1 protein-coding gene is annotated in these 766 nt (G+C 63.4%); it reads right to left on the bottom strand.

Going from position 1 to position 766, the window contains the following annotated elements; all coding sequences use genetic code 11:
• A partial coding sequence (locus BSF44_RS29235; RefSeq protein WP_141250123.1) for a type VI secretion system Vgr family protein occupies nucleotides 1–765 on the bottom strand: 765 nt, incomplete at its 3' end.
• Between the last annotated feature and the right edge of the window lies 1 nt (nucleotide 766).

Here is a 766-nt window from a genome sequence, read left to right as displayed (position 1 = left end):
GTGCTGGTTGTTCAGGTCCTGGTCGCCGGTGGCGGTGTGCTGCTGGTTGTAGTACGGATGGGTGAAGGTGTAGTCGCGCTGTACCTGGCGTGCGGTGCGCACTTGTTCGGTGTAGTGGAAGCGGTTCAACGCCGGTTCCATGGAATCGCCGCCGGCCATGGGCTGGTAGAGCACCGGGCAATCGCTGTGGGTGCCGATGGTGCCGAGGCCGCCGACGCGATCGGTAAGGACGAGGGTGTGGCCGTCGGCGCGGTGTTCGAAGCTGTAGAGCAGGCCTTCTTCGGCGGCGAGGCGGGCGATGAAGTCGAGGTCGGTTTCGCCGGCCTGTACGCAGTACTCGCGGGGTTGGTGTTCGAAGCAGATTTCAGTGCGGATGTCGGTCAGCTGTTGCTCGGCCAACACGTTGGTGATGATGTCGGGCACGGTCTGGCCCTGGAAAATCCGCCAGTTGGAACGCAGGTCGAAACGCGCCAGGGTCGGTTCGACCACGGCGGTGTAGCGGGTGCGACGAAAGCCGGTATCACCCTGCTGGAACAGGCTGACCAAACCGTGGACGTAACGCACCGGCGTCTCGCCACGCCAGAGGGTGAACAGCCCCGCCAGATCGAGGACCCGATTGAAGTCGATGGCGGCGTTGTGGCTGGCCAGTTCCAGTTCGAGTTTGAACGGCCGGGACAGACCTTCTTCGAGGGTGAACGAGACCACCTCGAAGGCGTCGCCTTTCAAGGGCTCGAAGGTGAAACGCAGGTCGCTTTGGCGGGGCATG

This window comes from Pseudomonas sp. ACN8 (genome assembly GCF_002303925.1).
Taxonomy (GTDB): domain Bacteria; phylum Pseudomonadota; class Gammaproteobacteria; order Pseudomonadales; family Pseudomonadaceae; genus Aquipseudomonas.
The sequence above is the reverse complement of the archived record's forward strand: the minus strand, read 5'-3'. Positions and strand labels throughout refer to the sequence as shown.